This is a genomic window from Azospirillum himalayense (assembly GCF_042657465.1).
In the GTDB taxonomy this organism is placed as follows: Bacteria; Pseudomonadota; Alphaproteobacteria; order Azospirillales; family Azospirillaceae; genus Azospirillum; species Azospirillum himalayense.
Genome location: NZ_JBHSLC010000004.1, coordinates 283,362 through 301,489 on the forward strand (window position 1 = coordinate 283,362; position 18,128 = coordinate 301,489).

13 protein-coding genes are annotated in these 18,128 nt (G+C 68.6%); 5 read left to right on the top strand and 8 right to left on the bottom strand.

What is annotated here, in order from left to right; genetic code table 11:
* Position 1 precedes the first annotated feature (1 nt).
* A complete protein-coding gene (locus ACFPMG_RS03340) occupies positions 2-463 on the bottom strand; it encodes a DUF29 domain-containing protein (RefSeq protein ID WP_376993803.1) in 462 nt (153 codons plus the stop codon).
* A 164-nt stretch (positions 464-627) separates the two neighbouring features.
* Here ACFPMG_RS03340 and ACFPMG_RS03345 point away from each other — a divergent pair, with 164 nt between their 5' ends.
* The 4 genes from ACFPMG_RS03345 to ACFPMG_RS03360 all read left to right on the top strand — a co-directional run bounded on the left by ACFPMG_RS03345 (position 628) and on the right by ACFPMG_RS03360 (position 3,718).
* Positions 628-1,773, top strand: coding sequence for an NAD(P)/FAD-dependent oxidoreductase (locus tag ACFPMG_RS03345; protein WP_376993804.1), 1,146 nt, complete (start codon positions 628-630; stop codon positions 1,771-1,773).
* Positions 1,774-1,799: 26 nt separating this feature from the next.
* Positions 1,800-2,261, top strand: a complete 462-nt coding sequence (locus tag ACFPMG_RS03350) for a hypothetical protein (RefSeq protein ID WP_376993805.1) — start codon at positions 1,800-1,802, stop codon at positions 2,259-2,261.
* 160 nt (positions 2,262-2,421) lie between these two features.
* Positions 2,422-3,120 (top strand): OmpW/AlkL family protein, encoded by a 699-nt coding sequence (locus tag ACFPMG_RS03355; RefSeq protein WP_376993806.1) that lies wholly within the window; start codon positions 2,422-2,424, stop codon positions 3,118-3,120.
* A 163-nt stretch (positions 3,121-3,283) separates the two neighbouring features.
* Entirely contained in the window at positions 3,284-3,718 is a 435-nt protein-coding gene (locus tag ACFPMG_RS03360) for a CBS domain-containing protein (protein WP_376993807.1), read from the top strand.
* A gap of 104 nt (positions 3,719-3,822) precedes the next feature.
* On the opposite strand, the gene ACFPMG_RS03365 is transcribed toward ACFPMG_RS03360, so the two are convergent.
* The 5 genes from ACFPMG_RS03365 to ACFPMG_RS03385 all read right to left on the bottom strand — a co-directional run bounded on the left by ACFPMG_RS03365 (position 3,823) and on the right by ACFPMG_RS03385 (position 10,745).
* A complete protein-coding gene (locus tag ACFPMG_RS03365; protein ID WP_014198344.1) occupies positions 3,823-4,467 on the bottom strand; it encodes a response regulator in 645 nt (214 codons plus the stop codon).
* 448 nt (positions 4,468-4,915) lie between these two features.
* Positions 4,916-6,706, bottom strand: a complete 1,791-nt coding sequence (locus ACFPMG_RS03370; protein ID WP_376993808.1) for an acyl-CoA dehydrogenase C-terminal domain-containing protein — start codon at positions 6,704-6,706, stop codon at positions 4,916-4,918.
* A 17-nt stretch (positions 6,707-6,723) separates the two neighbouring features.
* Positions 6,724-9,072: a 3-hydroxyacyl-CoA dehydrogenase/enoyl-CoA hydratase family protein gene (locus tag ACFPMG_RS03375; RefSeq protein ID WP_376993809.1), complete on the bottom strand. Its 2,349-nt coding sequence runs from the start codon at positions 9,070-9,072 to the stop codon at positions 6,724-6,726.
* 27 nt (positions 9,073-9,099) lie between these two features.
* The gene (locus ACFPMG_RS03380; protein ID WP_376993810.1) at positions 9,100-10,263 is read right to left on the bottom strand and encodes a thiolase family protein; all 1,164 of its coding nucleotides are present in this window, start codon (positions 10,261-10,263) and stop codon (positions 9,100-9,102) included.
* A complete protein-coding gene (locus tag ACFPMG_RS03385) occupies positions 10,260-10,745 on the bottom strand; it encodes a MerR family transcriptional regulator (protein ID WP_376993811.1) in 486 nt (161 codons plus the stop codon). The genes ACFPMG_RS03380 and ACFPMG_RS03385 overlap by 4 nt, the downstream gene beginning before the upstream one ends.
* Before the next feature lie 311 nt (positions 10,746-11,056).
* Here ACFPMG_RS03385 and ACFPMG_RS03390 point away from each other — a divergent pair, with 311 nt between their 5' ends.
* Entirely contained in the window at positions 11,057-11,239 is a 183-nt protein-coding gene (locus ACFPMG_RS03390) for a hypothetical protein (RefSeq protein ID WP_376993812.1), read from the top strand.
* A gap of 91 nt (positions 11,240-11,330) precedes the next feature.
* Here the strand turns inward: ACFPMG_RS03390 and ACFPMG_RS03395 are convergent, their stop codons facing one another.
* Positions 11,331-16,181, bottom strand: a complete 4,851-nt coding sequence (locus ACFPMG_RS03395; RefSeq protein ID WP_376993813.1) for an alpha-2-macroglobulin family protein — start codon at positions 16,179-16,181, stop codon at positions 11,331-11,333.
* 198 nt (positions 16,182-16,379) lie between these two features.
* Complete coding sequence (locus ACFPMG_RS03400; RefSeq protein WP_376993814.1) at positions 16,380-18,008, bottom strand: sensor histidine kinase; 1,629 nt, start codon at positions 18,006-18,008, stop codon at positions 16,380-16,382.
* Positions 18,009-18,128 lie beyond the last annotated feature (120 nt).

Sequence of the window (18,128 nt, forward strand, 5' to 3'; positions counted from 1 at the left end):
CTCAAAGGGGTTCGGTGTCCAGCACCTCCGCCATGCTCCAGGGGCATTCCTGCGGCAGAACGGACGCGTCCATGCCGTCATAGGCCCTGAGCGATTCAGCCGCCGTTGCACGTGCGTCGGTCCAGGCGTCGCGGAACAGGTCGTCCAACTTGCCCTTCAATCCGGGATTCCGCTTCAGCCGCCGAAGCGCCTCACGCCGGTGTTTGCCGACGCTGACCTCCCACCCCGCGCGTGGGTCCTGTGCGGGAGAAAAGCGGAGCTTCAGCAGATGCTCCATGATCCGCATCAGCGCGCTTTCCAGGGCGAACGCCTGCTCCGAGCCCAAGCCTTCGATCTCCTCCGCCACATTCGCCCAGTCGATGGGCACGTTGACGCGGGTTTCCGACGCACGGCGCAGGGCGTCGGCCTGCTCTCGGGTCCATGTGTAGAAGTCTGAGTCGTGATCGGCAGGCACGCGGTCCATGGCGCTCACTCTCTTCCGTCTCTCCAGGCTTCTGTCTCTTCGGGGCCTCTGCACGCAGTATACATGCTGGGTTGCGTTGTGGAGCGTTTCATTCCTTCCTCCACCGCAGATAAAATAAACCGGTAAGCAGCGGACCGCTGATCGTGCCGGAAGGGAGAGGCAGAGTGGAACGGGTGGATTTCCTGATCGTCGGCGGCGGCATGGCCGGTGCCTCGGCGGCCTATGAGCTGGCGGCGCACGGCAGCGTTGCCGTGCTGGAGCGGGAGAGCCAGCCCGGCTACCACTCCACCGGCCGGTCAGCGGCGCTCTACACCCAGACCTACGGGCACCCGGTGGTCCGCGCGCTGACGGTGGCGAGCTGGGATTTCTACACCAACCCGCCGGACGGCTTTTCGGAACATCCCCTCCTGACCCCGCGCGGCGTCCTGCTGATCGGGCGGGCCGACCAGACCGCCGCCCTGGACCGCGACTTCGCCGAGGGCCGTCGGCTGACCCCGACCGTGGAGCGCCTCGACCGCGCCCAGACTCTTGCCCGCGCCCCTTTCCTCAAGGCCGATTACGTGGACGGCGCGGTGTGGGAGCCGGCGGCCATGGACATGGACGTCCACGCCATCCACAGCGGCTACCTGCGCGGGCTGAAGGCGCGCGGCGGTCGGCTGGTCACCGACGCCGGGGTGACGGCGCTGGAGCGGCGCGACGGGCTGTGGATCGCCTCAACCCCGGTCGGTGACTTCGCCGCGCCGGTTCTGGTCAACGCCGCAGGCGCCTGGGCCGACGTTCTGGCGGGAATGGCCGGCGCACGCCCCGTCGGGCTGGTGCCGAAGCGGCGCACCGCCATCACCTTCGATCCTGTCTTCGCCGACCCGGCGGACGCGATGGGACTCGCCGGCTGGCCAATGACCATCGACGTGGACGAACAGTTCTACATGAAGCCGGAATCGGGCCGGCTGCTGCTCTCTCCCGCCGACGAGACGCCCGTGGAGCCCTGCGACGTGCAACCGGAGGAGTTGGACATCGCCGTCGCCATCGACCGCATGGAACAGGCGGTGCGGTTTTCCGTTCGACGTATCACGCACAAATGGGCGGGCCTGCGCAGCTTCGTCGCCGACAAGGTGATGGTGGTCGGCTACGACGAGTCCGCGGACGGCTTCTTCTGGCTGGCCGGCCAAGGCGGCTACGGCATCCAGACGGCGCCGGCCATGGGCCGCACCGCAGCGGCGCTGGTCACCGGACGCGGCCTGCCGGCGGAGGTCGCGGCCCTCGGCGTGCGAGCGGAGGATCTGGCGCCGGCCCGGCTGCGGCGCCCCTGACGGGAGACACGGCGATGCGCGGCACGATGAGCGGATGCGGTTTCGTTGCGGTTCTTCTGGCAACCGGCCTTCTGGCCGGCTGTGCCAACCCGGCCGCCGATCAGGCGATGGTCGCGCAGAACGCGCTCATCGGCATGCCGAAGCAGACACTGCTGTCCTGCGCCGGGGTGCCGGAACGGCAGGCCGCCGCCGGGGATCTGGAATTCTACACCTATCGCAGCAACCGGCTGTATTCCTACCCGTCCTGGGGCGGCTACGGCGGCTACTGGGGCTATCCCTACGGCGCCTGGGGCGGCTACGGTTATGATGTGAGAAGCGTCGACTGCGATGCGACCTTCACCCTGCGCAATGGCGCGGTGGAGCGCATCGTCTATGGCGGTTCCTCCAGTGGCGGAAGCCGACTCGGCCAGTGCTACGTGATCGTACAGAATTGCCTGGGGCAAGTCCCCTCACAGTCCCCACAACCCTCCATGGCCCCAGCGCGTTAAGAGTTCCAGTCCATGCGACAACTCGTCGCTGTTGCAAAGCCGCCTCACTATGACGTTTTGGTTGAGGCGGCATAGCAACCCTAGAAAAACTCTGGTAATACATCTCCAGGCATTAAGCCAAAAAAACGACATCAGCTAATTCTGCCCTGGAGCGAATCCCATGACTTTCCTGAAGCGCGCCGCCGCCGCCCTGCTGGCGACCACGGCTCTCGCCGCCGTTTCCTCCCCGTCGCTGGCCCAGGATTTCAAGGGCAAGTCCGCCGGTGACATCCTGGTGCGCGCGCGCGCCCTCGCCGTGATCCCGCAGGAGAATGGTGACCTGATCGGCGGCGGTCCGTTCGGCGGCAGCAACATCGGCAGCGTGGACATCGAGAACGACTACATTCCCGAACTCGACGTCTCCTACTTCATCACCGACAACATCGCTCTGGAACTGATCGCCGGCACCACCCGTCACAAGGTTTCCGGTTCGCTGATCACCGGCAACGACATCGACGTGGGCAAGGTCTCGCTGCTGCCGCCGACCCTGACGGCCCAGTACCACTTCTTCACGAAGGAGCGTGTCAGCCCCTACGTCGGCGCCGGCATCAACTACACCTGGTTCTACGACGAGACCGCGGCTCGGAGCACCAACGCGGACGGCTTCACGGCCAACACCGTCGACTACAAGAACCGCTTCGGCTGGGCGCTTCAGGCTGGTGTCGACGTTGCCCTGACCGGCAACTGGTCGCTGAACCTCGACGTCAAGAAGATCTTCCTGAAGACCGACGTGACCGCCAACGTCAGCGGCGTCCCGGTCACCTCGGACGTCAAGATCGATCCGTGGCTGATCGGCATCGGCGTCGGTTACCGCTTCTAATCGGCTTCTCCGGGGCCTCCCCGCGGGAGGCCTCGCGAGGCCGCGGAATTCAGGCCGGCTACCCCGAAAGGGGTATCCAGCCTGTTCCTTTTTGCGACTTCCTTGCGCGGCGACAGTGGAGGAGCATTCCCTTTCGTGAATCCGTGCGGGAGGAAGCACAGCCATGCACATTGCCGCCGTCTTGAAAAGGAAGGGCACGGAGATCATCACCGCCAATCCGGACGATCGGATCGACGCGGTCGCCCGTAAGCTGGCCCATCACAAAATCGGTGCCGTCCTGGTGATGAGGGACGACGGCCGCCCCGCCGGAATCCTGTCGGAACGCGACATTGTCCGCGCCGTGGCTGCGGACGGGGCCACCGCCTTGGAAAGGCCCGTCGGCGACCTGATGACCCGCGACCTCGTCACCGGAAGCCCGGCCGACACGGTGTCCCAGATCATGGGCGTCATGACGCAGCGCCGAATCCGCCATCTGCCGATCCTGGAGGACGGCGAACTCGTCGGGCTGGTCAGCATCGGCGACATCGTGAAGGCGCGGCTGGACGACGCGGAACTGGAGGTCGAGTCCCTGCGCGGCTACGTGGCGGGAATGGGATAAGGCACCACCATCGGCTCAAAACCGAAAACGCCCGCGGGAGATCCCGCGGGCGTTTTCAAAGGTGGAACTGCCGGACGGTTGGTCTGGGCAGTCGGTCCAGACGATCAGGCGGAGTGCGACTGCGGGAAGGCCATGGCGGCCTGGGTGCGGTTGCGCACACCCAGCGACTTGAAGATCGCCGTCATGTGGATCTTCACCGTGCCCTCCGACAGGCCCAGTTCATGAGCGATCTGCTTGTTGGACTTGCCTTCGCGCAGGCGGTCCAGAACCTCGCGCTGACGCTGGGTCAGCAGATGGTCGAGCTGCGGGTCGCTGGGCGGAATGGCGCCGACGCGCACCTCGGCCTCCCCGGATTCACGCAGCACGGTCGGCGGCACATAGACACCGCCGGAGAAGATGAGATCCAGCGCGCTGAGCATGATCTTCACGCTGGAGGATTTCGGGATGTAGCCTGCGGCGCCGTGCTCCAGCGCGTCGCGGACGTCGTGATGCGCCTCGGACGCCGACACGACAACGACCTTGGAGTCGGGCTGCTTTCCCCGCAGGTCTTGGATGCCGGAGAAGCCGGGCCAACCGGGCATGCGCAGATCGGTCAGGACAAGATCGTAGGTCTCGCCCTTGCCAGCCTTTTCCAGAAGCTCATCAAAGTTGCTGGCTTCCTCAAAGCTGGCACCCTCCTTCAGCTGCTCCAGCAGCCTGCGCAATCCCTCCCGGAAAAGCACATGGTCGTCTCCGATCAGGATTTTCATCTGGTGGTGCCCCCGTACTCAGTGCTTTCAATGGTCCGAACGTACAGCCCTGACACAAGGCCAGTGTTCCGACCCTCAGTTTCGGAAAAAATGAAGGTCATTTTCAAGCATCATATGACCCAATTCCAAAAGGTGTAGAAAGTCCTTATGCAGGGTAATGACACATCAGATGTACCACGATTCGGTGGGGTCGGACAACCCGAATTTAACCTTTGTCACATAACAGGCTCTGAGCAATAGCATTGCTGCGCTACAGCAATATCCACTTCGCGCATCGTCCATCCATGACGAAAGTGAGCACAAATGTATCAAGCCATAGGCTTGATCATGACAAAGAGCCGTCGTTTTCGTACTTTCTATCTTTCGCATCTCTCGAAACGAAAAGGCCGGAACCGGTGCAGCATACACCGATCCCGGACCAAAGACATAGACCCCGTAAGGCTGATCCTCAGAAGGCGGCCTCATCCATCTCCATCAGAGGCTTGGAGCCGGCCATGATGGTGATGAACAGGGCGTTCGTTTGCGGCAGCAGTTTCGCCATGTAGAATCGGGCCGTCCTGATCTTGGCTTCAAGAAAGGCCGCGTTGCCCTCCCCCGCCACCAACTTCGCCTGGGCGGCCTTGACCATCCTCAGCCACATCCAGCCGAGCGCCACCAGACCGAACAGCCGCAGATAGTCGGTGGCGGCGGCCCCCGCCTCCTCCGGGTCCTTCAGCCCCTTCTGCGCGATGATGGCGGTCGCCTGCTGGAGCTTGGCGAAGGACTTGGCCAGCGGCAGGACGAACTCGGCCAATTCCTCCTTCTCCATGTCGGCCTCGATCTCGGCACTGACGGGATGGAAGAAGCGGCGCAGCAGCCGGCCCATGTCCTGCGGCAGCTTGCGCCCCACGAGGTCGAGCGCCTGGATGCCGTTGGTGCCCTCATAAATCTGGCAGATCCGGGCGTCGCGGACATACTGCTCCACGCCGGTTTCCCAGATGAAGCCGTGTCCGCCATGGACCTGCACGGCGATGTTGGCCGACTCGAAGCCGATGTCGGTGAACAGCGCCTTGACGATCGGCGTCATCAGCTGGACGAACTCGTCCGCCTCCTGGCGCGTCTTGTCGTCGGCGTGTTTTTCCGCCACGTCCAGCTTGTAGCCGACCAGCGCGCCGAGCGCGCGAGCGCCTTCGGTGTAGGCCCGGGCGGTCAGCAGGTTCCGCCGCACGTCGGGATGCACGATGATCGGATCGGCCGGCTTGTCGGGGTGCGCCGTGCCCTTCAGGGAGCGGCCCTGGAGCCGTTCCCTGGCGTAGGCCACCGCGTTCTGATAGCTGACCTCGGCCACCCCCAGCCCCTGGATGCCGACGGCGAGGCGGGCCGCGTTCATCATCACGAACATCGCCCGCATGCCCTTGTGCGGTTCGCCGACCAGCCAGCCGGTGGCCTCCTCGAAGTTCATGACGCAGGTCGCCGAGGCCTTGATGCCCATCTTGTGCTCGATGGAGCCGCAAGCGACGCCGTTGCGTGGCCCGACCGTGCCGTCATCCTTGGGCAGGAACTTCGGCACCAGGAACAGGCTGATGCCGCGCGTCCCGGCCGGCGCGTCGGGCAGGCGCGCCAGAACCAGATGCAGGATGTTCTCGGTCAGGTCATGCTCGCCGGCGGAGATGAAGATCTTCGTGCCGGTGATTCTGTAGCTGCCGTCCTCCTGCGGAACCGCTTTGGTGCGGATCAGCCCCAGGTCGGTGCCGCAATGCGGTTCCGTCAGGCACATGGTCCCCGCCCAGGTGCCGTCCACCAGCCGGCCGAGGAAGCGCTGTTTCAACTCCTGCGCCCCGTATGTAGAAAGCGCGTTGTAGGCGCCCAACGACAGGCCGGGATACATGCCGAAGCTGAGGTTGGCGGAGCAGATGAACTCTTCCAGCATGGTGTTGACCAGCTTGGGCAGCCCCTGCCCGCCATAGGCCGGGTCGCAGGACAGCCCCTGCCAGCCCGCCTCGATGTAGGTGGCGTAGGCCTCCTTGAAGCCCTTGGGCGTGCGCACCACGCCGTTCTCGAAGCTGCAGCCCTCGCCGTCGCCGGACTGGTTCAGCGGGAACAGCACCTCCTCGCACAGCTTGGCGCCCTCCTCCAGGACCTGGGCGATCAGATCGGGGGTGGCGTCCTCGTAACCCGGCAGTTCGGCCAGCTTCCCCGCCCCGACGATCTCGTCGAGGACGAAGCGGACATCCTCCAGCGGAGCCTTGTAGATCGGCATTGCTCAGTCCTCCCCCATCAGTTCCGCAGCGGCTTGCCGGTGGTCAGCATGTGCTCCACCCGGTCGATGGTGCCCTCGGTGCGCACCAACTCCATGAAGGCCTTGCGCTCCAGTGCCAGCATCTGGTCCTCGGTCATCGGCTGGGTAACGTCGGCCTTCGGCCCGCCGGTCAGGATTTCGGCCAACTTGCCGCAGACGACCATGTCGTGCGGCGTCGCCTTGCCCTGGAGCGCGAAGCCTTCGACGAACAGCTCCAGCGCGGCTCGCCCGTTGGGGCCGGGCAGCGTGTAGGTGACCTTCTCGGGCGGGGTGTAATTCGCGGCCAGTTCCAGCGCCTTGGCCTTGGCGTCGGCCAGCAGGCGGTCGCGGTTCATGGTGATGCCGTCGCCGGGACGCAGGTACAGCAGGTCCTTGGCCTCCGCCGCCGACTTGGCGACCTTGGCGAGGCTGATGGTCTCGAAGGCGCCGGCGATCGGCGGCATCGGCCCCTTCGGCGTGCGGGGGTTGGCGGCGTGGCGGGCCAGCATCTCCGTGCAGCCGCCCCAGCCGGGGATCAGCCCGACGCCGACCTCAACCAGACCCATGTAGGTCTCGGCGTGGGCCTGGACGTGGTCGGAATGCAGCAGGATCTCGCAGCCGCCGCCGAGCGCCATGCCGCTGGGCGCCGACACCACCGGGAAGGGGGCGTGTTTCAGGGCGCGGTAGGTGCGCTGCCCGCCCTCCACCAGCTCCTCGATCTGCGGCCACAGCCCGACGTTCAGGGCGAACAGGGCAAGGCCCAGATTGGCGCCGACCGAGAAGTTGTCGGACTCGTTGTGGATGACCAGGGCCTTCCAGTCGCCACCCTTATTATTGTTTGGCCCGTCGCCGATCAGCTTCATCGCCTTGCCGTAGGCGGCCATGATGTCGCCATCCAGCGCGTTCATCTTGCTGGTGAACTCGACGCACAGCACGCCGTCGCCGATGTCCCACAGACTGGCCGAGCCGTTCTTCCACACCGGCTTCGACGCCCGCTTGATGTCGGACAGCAGAAGAACGCCGTCAGGACGCACCACCGTGTCGTAGAGGCCGGCGGTGGTCAGATGCTGGAGCTTGCCGTCCTCCACCCGGTAGAAGGGCCGCCCGGCGGCCTGCTCGACCAGCGGCGGGACGGGGATGCCCTCGCTGCGGCAGAGGTCGGCGAACCAGGCGGTGCCCAGCCGGTCGATCAGCTCGAACGGACCCTGCTTCCAGTTGTAGCCGAGCCGCATCCCCTCATCGACCGCGACGATGCTGTCGGCGATCTCCGGCACCAGGGACGCGGCGTAGGACAGCGTGTGGGCCAGCACCCGGCGGGCGTATTGCCCGGTCTTGTCGGGGAAGTCGGCCAGCGCCCGCAGGTCGCGTCCAGCGGCGGACACGCTCTCCAGCTTCGGCTTGTCGGAGCGGCGGTAGGCGCCGGTGGACAGGTCGATGGCCTCCTTGACCTTCGCCCCGCCGTCGCGGTTCAGGCGGTAGAAGCCGCCCTTGCCCTTGCGGCCCGTGTAGCCCTCCGCGATCATTTTGGTGATGACGGGGTGCTCGCGGAAGGCGGCGCGGTAGGGGTCGTTCTCCGGCAGGGTCGCCAGCAGGCTCGCGGATATGTGCGGCATCAGGTCGAGGCCGACGAGATCGACCAGACCGAACACGCCGGTCTTCGGGATGCCCATGGGGCGGCCGACGATGGCGTCGGCCTCCTCCACCGTCAGGCCGAGATCGACGGCGGCGTTGATCGCCGTCTGGATCCAATAGACGCCGATGCGGTTGGCGATGAAGCCCGGCGTGTCCTTGCAGCGGACCACGCCCTTGCCCAGCGCGCGGTCGCAGACGTCGGCGACGGCGGCCAACGCGTCGGGCTGGGTGGCTTCGCCGCCGACGATTTCCAGCAGCCGCATGTAGCGCGGCGGGTTGAAGAAGTGGGTGATCAGGAAGTCGCGCTTGAAGGCGTCCGACTGCCCTTCGACCAGCACGCCGAGCGGGATGGTCGAGGTGTTGGACGACACCACGGAGCCTGCCTTGCGCACCGGGTCGATGCGGCGGTAGAGGTCGGCCTTGACCGCCGGGTTCTCGACGATGGCCTCGACGATCCAGTCGACGTCGGCCAGCAGGGCCAAGTCGTCCTCCAAATTGCCCGGAGTCACCAGCCGGGCGTTCTTCGGGTGCATGAAGGGCGCGGGGTCGGTCTTCAGGAGCCTCTGGATGGCCCCCTTGGCGATGGCGCTGCGGTCGTCACCCTCCTTGGCGGGGATGTCGAGCAGGACGACGGGGATGCCGGCGTTGGCGAAATGGGCGGCGATGCCGCTGCCCATCACGCCGGAGCCGATCACGGCGGCGCGTTTGATCTGCATGGTTGGTGCCTCCCTGTGCCGCCGCCGTCAGACCGCTTCCAGGACCGTGGCGATGCCCTGGCCGCCGCCGATGCACTGGGTGGCGAGCGCGAACTGCTTGCCCTCGCGCTTCAGCAGGGCCGCGGCCTTGCCGGTGATGCGGGCGCCGGTGGCGCCGAGCGGGTGGCCGAGCGCGATGGCCCCGCCGTCCAGGTTCACCTTGGCCGGGTCGATGTCGAGGTCGCGCATGCAGGCGATGGCCTGGGCGGCGAAGGCCTCGTTCAGCTCGATCACGTCGATGTCCCGGATGGAGAGGCCGGCGCGCATCAGCGCCTTCTGGGCCGCCGGGACCGGGCCGAGCCCCATCACCTCCGGCGCGCAGCCGGCCACCGCGACCGAGCGGATGCGGGCGAGGATCGGCAGGCCGTTGGCCTTGGCGTAGGCCTCGGTCGTCACCAGCACCGCCGAGGCGCCGTCCGTCAGCGGGGAGGAGGTGCCGGCGGTGACCGAGCCGTCGGCCAGGAAGGCGGGCTTCAGGCCGCTCAGCGTCTCGCCGCTGGTGCCGGGGCGGATGCAACCGTCGCGCTCCACGAGGCCGGCGGCGGTCTGGATGGCGACGATCTCCTCGGCGAGGCGGCCGGCCTGCTGGGCCGCGGCGGCCTTGGCGTGGGACTCGGCGGCCATCGCCTCCTGGTCGGCGCGGGAAATCTCGTAGCGGCGGGCGACATTCTCCGCCGTGACGCCCATGGAGCAGTAGGCTTCCGGATAATGGTCCTTCAGGCCCGGATGGGGCAGCGGGTTGTAGCCCATCATCGGGACGCGGCTCATCGACTCGATGCCGCCGCACAGGAAGACCTCGCCCGCCCCCATCTGGATGGCGCCCGCCGCCTGATGGATCGCCTGCATGGAGGAACCGCAATAGCGGTTGATCGTGGTCGCCCCGGCGGTCTGCGGCAGCTTCGCCAGGAAGGACACGGTGCGGGCGATGTTCATGCCCTGCTCGCCCTCGGGGAAGGCGCAGCCGACGACCACATCCTCGATGTCCTGCGGGTTGACGCCCGTGCGCTCGACCAGCGCCGCGGCGACATGGGCCAGCAGGTCGTCGGGGCGGACCTTCGCCAGTTCGCCCTTGTTGGCGAAGGCGAAGGGGGAGCGGGCGTAGCCGGCGATGACGACCGGAATGGCGGGCGTGGTCAAAGGCGCCGAGGTCATGGTTGCGAGTCCTCCGTGGTCTGCGTCTCCGTGATTCCGTTCCTGCGGAAATGGTCGGAGATCTGGGTGTCGATGATGCGCAGTTCGCCCAGCGTCTGCTGGACGTCCTGAAGCTGCCGTTCCAGGTCGGCGATGCGGCGGCGGGCGATGCGCTGCATGAAGCGCATCTGCTCCTTCTGGATCTCGTCCGCGTCGTAGAGGGTGAGGAATTCCTTGATCTCGGCGAGGCTGAAGCCCAGCCGCTTGCCCCGGCAGATCAGCGCGAGGCGCGCGCGGTCGCGGTGGCCGTAGACCCGGGTGGTGCCGTCGCGCTCCGGCGCCAGCAGCCCTTCGTCCTCGTAATGGCGGATGGTGCGGTGGGTCAGCCCGAACTCGTCGGCCAACTCACCGATGGCGAAGGAGCGTCCTGCACCGTCCGCGCCGGGGTCGAGTCCGGCGTCGGCGCGCGTGCCCAGCCCCATCAACCTTGCGGGTTGCGACATTCCCCACCCTTCCCCTGATCGTCATTGCCCTTAATCGTCACGGGTTGACGTTTACGTAAAGGTAAGGCGCTTGCCATTTGCTGTCAAGCGGGCAGCCCGCTCCCATTCGGACGCCCTCCCGGTGCCCATCCGGGGTGCGGCGCGGGCGCGCTGTGACAGCATGCCACGGGCGGTGAGCATCCCCAGCTATGGCAGGCTCGGGGCATTCAACAAAAAGCCGCCGGCGACCCCGGGCCATGAACGGCCGGACGCAACGGCCGGTCACAGGGCAGGACAAACCGGAGTAACGGCAAGCAGGGTTGGGACAGCCGATGTCGTCGCGCGCCATCGTATCGCTGGGCGTCTGGATACTCGCCATGGTGCTGATCGGCACCCTGACCGTCGGAGTCGCGTTGCTGTTCTATGTGGCGCTGACCGCCTTCTTCGCGGTCGTGGTGGTCATCATGATGGTCATCACCCGCCAGCGCGACGACGAGCACAAAACGATCATCTGATACCGGCGGGGACCGGAACGGCCAGCCTCGAAAAAGTGAAAGCCCGACCGCCCGTGAACTGCGGGCGGTCGGGCTTTTGCGTTCGGTCCGCCTACTCCGGCAGGACGCGCAGGCGCGACGCGGCGGTGCGGGCCGACTGGTGCGGGCGGTAGAGATCCTCCACCACGGCGCCGGGCTGGGCGTAGTCGCCGGGCGTCACCGCGCGCACCAGATAGACCAGCCGGAAACGCGGCGCCTGCTTCGTCATGTCGAGCGCGGCGACGTAGCGGTCGTCGCGGTAATCGACGGCGCGCGGCGCGGTCAGCTCGCCCAACCAGGACAGGTCGCCCAGCGGCGCCCCGCCCCCGGCGAAGCGGGCGGCCTCGATCTCGAAGCCGGCGGGCAGCGGGTCGGACACCAGAACCTGCCGGTCCACCGGATCGGACGCGCCGCCCTCCAGAATCACCACCAGCCGGTCGTTCGGACGGACGGCGCCCGGATCGGCGGGGCGGCCGGTCATGTCGAACAGGCTGCGGGTCACGGTCATGCCCTGCTCCTCCGCGCCCGGCGCCGCATCGGCGATTCCGGACACCGACAGGATCTGGCGCAGCGGCTCGCCCCCGGCGTTGCGGATGGCCGGCGGGGCCGCCGGGTCGATGCGCTGGAACAGCGGCTTGACGCCCTCGGCGACCTGATCGGCCCCTTGCTGGTCCTTCTGGGCGATCTTCATCGACGGCGCCCGGTCGATCAGCGCCCTGGCCGCCTGGAGAAGCCACGCCTGCTCCTGCACGCCGGTCGTGCGGACGGCGGCGTAGGTCTTGGACAGGCGTTCGGTCGCCTGATTGAGACGGTCCCGCTCGACCACGCCGCTCTCGCCCATCAGCGCCACCACGCCGGCCTCGTCGCGCAGGGACGAGCCGTAGTCGCGCAGGCTGGCCGACACGACGCGGGCGCCGGACAGCCGCCCGAAGGCTTCCGCCGCGCGGTCCTTGTCGCCCAGCGCGGCGATGGCCGTGGCGACCTGGGCGCGGGCGAAGTCGGTCTGCAGCTTGTCCCAGAAGGTCTCCTGGAAGTAGCGCACCGCACCGGCGTCAATCATCTTGGCGCGGGCCAGCACATAGAGCGCGTAGGCACGGGCCGGCTGCTCGTCGGCCTCCACCCAGGCGTTGTCGAGCGCGCCGCGCAGCCCGTCCAGCCCCTTGCGATACGGCCCCTCCGGCACGCGGTAGCCGGCGGCCTTGGCGCGGCCCAGGAAGTCGAGCGCGTAGGCGGTCAGCCAGGAATCGGCCTCCCCCTTCGGCGACCAGGCGGCGAAGGCGCCATCCATCCGCTGGAAGGTCAGCACCCGGTCCACCGACCGCTGGACCCGCGCCTTCACCCGCTCGTCCGAGGCGACGCCCAGCGCCACCGCCACGTCGCCCAGCGACAGCAGGGGCAGCGCGCGGCTGGCGGTCATCTCCAGCCCGCCGGGGCCGCCGCGCTCCAGGGCGGTCAGCAGGCCGGGAATGTCGAGGTCCGGCAGGTTGCCGAGCGACAGGGCCGCCGTCGCGGTCTCCGGACGCAGGCCGTTCAGCAGGTCGGCGGGCACCTCGACGCTGCGCTCCGGGGCCAGCATGGAGGCGGTGCGGCGGGTGACCAGCGGCGACGCCGGCCGCACCGGGATTTCCCACTGGCGCGTGATGCGCAGGCCGTCCGGCCCGGTCACGTCCAGCGCGATGTGGCCCGTGCCGACGCCGTTGGCGGTCAGGACCCGCCCGGCGGCGGCCCGCTTGCCCTTGCCAAGCTCGGGCACGGCGATGTTGCCCTCACCGAGCGACACGGCGCCGCTGGCAATCAGGGAGATGCTGTAGGCGCCCGCCGGTCCCGCGACGTTGTCGAGCGTCACCGGGACCACCGCCCGGTCCCCCGGCGCCAGGAAGCGCGGCAGGCCCAGATCGGCCAGCACCGGATCGGCGACCAGCATGGAGGATTCGGAACGGCCCAGCTTGTCACCGCTCCAGGCCACGGCCATCAGGCGCAGCCGGCCCTGGAAATCGGGGACGTCCAGCGGCACCGCCACCTTGCCCTCCGGCCCCACGGTCAGCACGCCGGAGAACAGGGAGACGACGCGCTCCGACTTCTGCGGAACGGTGACCCCGACCTGACGCAGCCGCGGGGCGGCGCCGGGGCGCGTGCGGGCGGCGTCGAGGACCGCCGGATCGATCAGCCGCCCGAAAGAATCGCGCAGCTCCACGCCCAGGCGGCGCTTGCCGAGATAATGGTCGATCGGGTTCGGCGAATGCTGGTCGGTGAGTTGGAGCACGGCGTCATCCACCGCGGCCACCGTCACATAGGCCGGCTGGCCCTCCGGCGCGCCCTCCACCACCACCTCGGCGGTGACGGAGCGGCGGGGCTCGGTCTGCGCCGGGGCGGCGACGCGCACGTCCAGCGCCCGCTCGTCCCCGTCCACCGCCAGCCAGGACAGGCCGACGGCGCGCCGCGCCACGCCCTTCGACGGGCCGCCCGCGGCGTCCGGCGCGCCGAAGGCGGTCGCCAGCACATAGACGCCGCCGGTCCAGGTCGGATCGACGGGGATTTCCAGGAAGGCCCCCTCCGGCCCGATGCGGCGGGTCGAGGCGTGGCGGATCTTGCGGTCGGCGACGGTGATCAGCACCTCGCTGTCGTAGGGCGGCTTGACGTAGACCCAGGCGGTGTCGCCGCCCTTGTAGGCGGGCAACATGACGGTCACGTCCACCTGATCGGGACGCTCGCCGGCGGTCGGGGTCATCCACCAGCCAGCGGCAAAGCGCAGGCTGCTCGCCACGCCGGTCTTGGGGTCGAACACCTCCAGCCGGTAGCGGCCGGCGGTCACCGGGGCCTCCACGGAAGCCGGCTTGGCCGCCTGGGCGGCGAGCGTGCCGCCGGTCACCCGCTGGTCGCGCACCGTGACCTTGTAATCCCAGCGCCCGTTGGCCTCGAACCACGCGTAGTCGTACTCCTCCTCGAACAGCTCGTAGGAGAGGTCCTCCTTGTCCATCGGCTGGCCGTCCGGCCCGACCGCCACCACGTCGAAGCCGGCGGTGGCGCCTTCCGGCACCCCGTCGCCCTCGAAGCGCGGGCGGATGCCGACGGCGAAGGGCTGGTGGCGCACCGGCAGGACCAGATCGCGGCTGACCGAGCGGCCCCCGATGTCGAGCAGGGTGGCGCGGACCACCGCCTCCAACGGCTTGGTGCTCTCCGGCGCCTTGGGCAGCGCGAGGTCGGCCTTGGCCTGCCCGTTGCGGTTGGTCGTGAAGCCCGGCAGGTCGCTGCGCAGCGGCTTCACCTCCTCCTGCGTGAGGCCGAAGCGGTAGCCGGGCAGGTTCGGATAGGGATTTGCCGCGGCGCGCAGCGTCACCGCCAGTTCGCCCGGCAGGCCCGCCGCCGGGGCGCCGTAGAGGAAATGCCCGTCGACGGTCAGGGTCGTCTTGCCGTCCGCCGGAAGCTCCGCCGCCTCGGCGGCGAGGGCGACCTCAAGGCGCGGCGGCACGAAGTCCTCGACCAGGAATTCGGCGCGGCCCAGCACCGGTCCCATCGTGTTCGGCTGGCTCCCGGCCTCCGGCTCGCCGTGGGCGGTGACGGCCCAGGTGCCGGTCATGGCGTTGGCCGGGATCTCGACGCGGGCGGCGAAGCTGCCGCCGCCGGATTCGGCGAGCGGACGGCGGTCCACCTCGAAGCCGTCCGGGCGCTGGATCTTCAGCGTGACGGGGCGGTCGGTGACCGGCTTGGCGTCGGCGTCGCGCAGCAGCATCGCCAGATGCACCGTCTCGCCGGGGCGGTAAATGCCGCGCTCGGTGTAGAGGAAGGCGTCGGGCTGGCCGGGGACCGGGCGCGCCGGGACCGCCACCGCGACGCCGCCCGGCGCCGCGTTCGGCGCCCCGGCCGCCGGCGGCGCGTTGGCCAGCGTCGGCGTGACGAGGTCGAGGAAGCCGAAGTCCCCGGCCCCGCGGTAGGCGAACAGCGCCTGCACCGGTTCCCGCCCGGCGGCGCGCAGGGCGGTAAGGTCGAATCGCGCCAGCCCGTCCGCGCCGGTCAGCGCCTTCCCCAGCTCCTCGTTGTTGCGGGCGAGCAGGCGCAGCTCGACGCCGGCCTCCGGCGTCGCCCCCTTGACGGAGCGGGCGAAGACGACCAGCGAATCCTCGCCGGTGATGGCGTTCAGGCCCAGGTCGGAGACGACGAACCACTGGGTCGCCTTGTGGTCCCAGCCGCCGGGCTTGATGTCCTCGGTGCTGGCCACGGCGATGTAGACGCCGGGCTCCAGCCGGCCCAGCACGGCGTCGATCGGAAAGGGCGTCACCACCGCCTGGTTGCGGCTGTTGCTGATCGCCATTTCCCCGCGCCACACCTCCTGGCCGGAGCGGTCGAGGATCTCGCCGACCTCGTGGTCGGACATCTGCTGGCCGATGCGGCCGAAATAGATCTTCTCCACCAGGCTGCGGTCGTTGATCCGCAGCACCTGGAGCTTGGCCCGGTCGAGGTTGATGGAGCGCAGCGGCAGCCCATCGGCGCCGATGCGCGGCAGGATGTAGCCCGCCCCGCGGAAGGCCAGCGCCGGCTTGCGGTTCGGCACCTCGATGTCGCGCGCGTCGGGGTTGGGCAGGCGCTTTCCGTCGCTGCCCGGCAGCCCGTCGCGCAGGGTGATGCGGTAGCTCTGCCCGTGCTTCAGACCCTCGACGCAGAGCGTGCGGTCGCGGGCGACGGCGGTCCCCTCGAAGGCGGTTCCACCACCCGCCGGCGTCACCTCCACGTAATCGCGGTAGTTCACCGCGCGCGACTTCTCCAGCCGGTCGGTGAAGGTGAAGCAGGCCTGCGGCACGTCGCGCTCCGCCACCACCTCGGCGGAGGAGACGCCGAAGGGCACCGGCTCGGGTGGCGCGTCGGCGGCGATGACGGGGGTTGAGGACGCGACGAGGACGGCACAGACACGCGCCACTGCACGCAACATTCGATCTTCCCTGAACCAGCCGCCCGGCGCGGCGCGCGCGGGCCTATGCGAAAACTCCGGGCCTGCGAAAACACCGTTTTCGGCAAACCGGCGCGGAGTATGCCGAAGCGCCCCTGGTTTCGCCACGGCTTTGCGGCCCCGCCCGGAAAATCCCGCAAGGTGGATTGGCGGTGGATCGGCCTTGGAATGGGGCAGGGATCAGCCGGCGAATTCCAGGGTGAACTGGCTGCCCTCGCCGGGCCGACTGTCGATGCGCAGACGCCCGCCATGGGCCTCCATCAGTGACCGGACGATGGACAGCCCCAACCCGCTCCCCTGCCCCGGAAGCGCCACATGCACCGCGGCCTGACCGAAGGGCTCCGCGGCCTGAAGGAGCTGTTCCGGCGTCATGCCGATTCCGTTGTCCGTCACCCGCACGCGGCATCCGCCGTCCGGTCCGCCACCCACCGTCACAAGGATGCGCCCGCCGTCCGGGGTGAAGGTGACGGCGTTGGCCAGCAGGTTCAGAAGCATCTGCTTCAGGGCGCGCTCGTCCGCCGAGACGCTGTGGTGTCCCGGCTCGACGTTCATGTCCAGCCGGATGCCCTTGGCGTCGGACTGCGCCGCCACCACACGGAAAGCCCACTCCACGACCGGTGCAACGTCGAGGTCCTCCGGATGGAGGGGCAGCGTCCCCGCCTGGAGCCGCGAGAGATCCATGATGTCGTTGATCAGCCCCAGCAGGTGCCGCCCCGATTCGTGGATGTCGCGGGCGTAGTCGGCGTAGCGTCCTCCGGCCTGCGGCCCGAGCATCTGGTCGCGGATGACCTCCGAGAAGCCGAGGATGGCGTTCAACGGCGTGCGCAGTTCGTGGCTGACGCGGGCGAGGAAGTTGCGGTTCAGCGCCAGCGCGGCGCGCAGCCGCTCCGCCGTGCGGTGCTGCAACAGGAGGAACAGCGTCACCAGAAGCATGGACACGGTCAGGATCGTCGCCAGCAGGAACAGCGTGTTGCGCAGGTCGGCCACGGCCGCGTCGATGTCCACCTGCGCGACACCCACCGTCGCAACCAGCGGGTAATTTTCCACCACGCGGTAGGCGAAGGCGCGCAGAACGCCGTCGGTCTGGGATTCCTGCCAGTAGACGCCGGCCAGCGACCGGCCCAACTCCCCCCACAGGCGGGATTGTGGGATGGCGAGGCCGACCGCCTCGACGCCCCGCGAGGCACCACGGGCACGGATCACCTTGTCCATTCCGATCAGGGTCACCGCCCCCTGCGGCCCCAGATTGGCCTGCTGGTAGAATTCCCCCAGGATGTCGGGATCGATGTTGGCGATCACGATGCCCGCGAAGCCGCCATCCTCATCGGTCAACCGCCGGCTGAGGCGCAGAAGCGGACCGCCGCCGGTCGTTCCGGGAAAGGGCGTGCCGATGTGCATCAGGTCGCGGCCGGTGCCCTGGTGGAAGGCGAAAGCTGCCTCGTCCCGCTCGTTCACCCGCCCGCCCGGCCCTTCGCTGCGCAACAGCACGGTCCCGTCAGCGTCGAGCACGGTGAAGTGATGGATCAGCGTCGGATCGTAGAGCGTCTGGTCGAGGAAGTTGCGGATGCCGGGCAGGCCGTTCTCCCCGAACTCCAGCGCCAGGGAACGCAGCGTGATGTCCACCTCGTGCACCGCGCGGTGGGTGCTCTTGGCAAAGGCCCGGACCATGATCTCGGCCTTCGCCACCGCTTCCCGCGTCTGGCCGTCCAGCAGTTCGCGCGCCACCTGCGCGTAGGCTCCCCAGACCACCGTGATCGCGACGGCGGCGATGGCGAACACGCACCAGCGGAACGAGATCGGCAGGCGCATCCCAGCTCTTCCACAGGCGGTCCACCGCGGCCGGTTCGGACAATGATCCGTTCCGGCCCGGCATCGACCCTAGAGCACAATGGGTATCACGCTATGGAAGCGCGGGGCAATCCCCTCCAT

Coding starts and splice junctions, on each gene's coding strand:
- ACFPMG_RS03340 (WP_376993803.1), bottom strand. CDS start 463: ATGGACCGCGTGCCTGCCGATCACGACTCAGACTTCTACACATGGACC.
- ACFPMG_RS03350 (WP_376993805.1), top strand. CDS start 1,800: ATGAGCGGATGCGGTTTCGTTGCGGTTCTTCTGGCAACCGGCCTTCTG.
- ACFPMG_RS03355 (WP_376993806.1), top strand. CDS start 2,422: ATGACTTTCCTGAAGCGCGCCGCCGCCGCCCTGCTGGCGACCACGGCT.
- ACFPMG_RS03360 (WP_376993807.1), top strand. CDS start 3,284: ATGCACATTGCCGCCGTCTTGAAAAGGAAGGGCACGGAGATCATCACC.
- ACFPMG_RS03365 (WP_014198344.1), bottom strand. CDS start 4,467: ATGAAAATCCTGATCGGAGACGACCATGTGCTTTTCCGGGAGGGATTG.
- ACFPMG_RS03370 (WP_376993808.1), bottom strand. CDS start 6,706: ATGCCGATCTACAAGGCTCCGCTGGAGGATGTCCGCTTCGTCCTCGAC.
- ACFPMG_RS03375 (WP_376993809.1), bottom strand. CDS start 9,072: ATGCAGATCAAACGCGCCGCCGTGATCGGCTCCGGCGTGATGGGCAGC.
- ACFPMG_RS03380 (WP_376993810.1), bottom strand. CDS start 10,263: ATGACCTCGGCGCCTTTGACCACGCCCGCCATTCCGGTCGTCATCGCC.
- ACFPMG_RS03385 (WP_376993811.1), bottom strand. CDS start 10,745: ATGTCGCAACCCGCAAGGTTGATGGGGCTGGGCACGCGCGCCGACGCC.
- ACFPMG_RS03390 (WP_376993812.1), top strand. CDS start 11,057: ATGTCGTCGCGCGCCATCGTATCGCTGGGCGTCTGGATACTCGCCATG.
- ACFPMG_RS03395 (WP_376993813.1), bottom strand. CDS start 16,181: ATGTTGCGTGCAGTGGCGCGTGTCTGTGCCGTCCTCGTCGCGTCCTCA.
- ACFPMG_RS03400 (WP_376993814.1), bottom strand. CDS start 18,008: ATGCGCCTGCCGATCTCGTTCCGCTGGTGCGTGTTCGCCATCGCCGCC.